General features: G+C 58.1%; 2 protein-coding genes. Both read left to right on the top strand.

Features of this window, described 5'->3' with window-relative positions; genetic code table 11:
• Window positions 1-231 (top strand): hypothetical protein (locus M988_RS23070; protein WP_211271694.1); only part of this gene is annotated, 231 nt, incomplete at its 5' end.
• Window positions 232-327: 96 nt separating this feature from the next.
• Window positions 328-773: DNA methyltransferase (locus M988_RS21475; protein ID WP_064575754.1), on the top strand; the 446-nt coding region annotated here is incomplete at its 3' end.

Raw genomic sequence — 773 nt, 5'->3', positions numbered from 1 at the left:
AAGGATGTCGCAACGCTCCTCATCCACGCCGCTGCGCGGGGGGGGGCCACTGCACGGTGCCAGTGTGCCGCAACCGGTGGCCACGGGGCGGGCGTTTTCTCCGCGCCTGTCCGGCGTCGTTGTGATTTTACGCCATCCAGACGCCTTTTATGGATCGCCCTTCAAGCCGCTTTCGCGGCATATCCTCGCCGTCAAAAAGCCGACGACTACGGTATTCCACGGTCAGCTTGACCCGTTACCGGTCACGGCCTACAGGCCCCGTGCAGTAGGGAACGGGAGCCGTGGCGGCTCCCTCCTGCGGGCACCCTAACCCGAGGAGACTTTCTTATGTCACGATTTGTGCAGGGCAATTGCGTCGAAATTATGGCGGGCTTTCCCGACAACGCCGTCGATTTTATTCTCACCGATCCTCCATACCTTGTCGGCTTTCGCGACCGTCAAGGCCGAACGATTGCGGGTGACGTCACGGACGAATGGTTACAGCCAGCTTGTCATGAGATGTACCGCGTACTGAAAAAAGACGCGCTGATGGTCAGCTTTTACGGCTGGAACCGTGCCGACCGCTTTATTGCTGCGTGGAAAGCCGCAGGGTTTAGCATTGTGGGGCATTTCGTTTTCACTAAAACTTACACGTCAAAATCGGCCTACGTCGGCTACACACATGAATGCGCTTACATACTGGCGAAAGGCCGCCCACGCTTGCCACAACACCCGTTGCCTGATGTGCAAGGTTGGAAATACAGCGGCAATCGGCATCATCCGACCGAGAAGCC

The sequence above is a fragment of the Hafnia paralvei ATCC 29927 genome (assembly GCF_001655005.1).
GTDB lineage: Bacteria > Pseudomonadota > Gammaproteobacteria > Enterobacterales > Enterobacteriaceae > Hafnia > Hafnia paralvei.
Note: the sequence above shows the minus strand (reverse complement) of the source record. Positions and strands in the feature narration are given on the sequence as shown.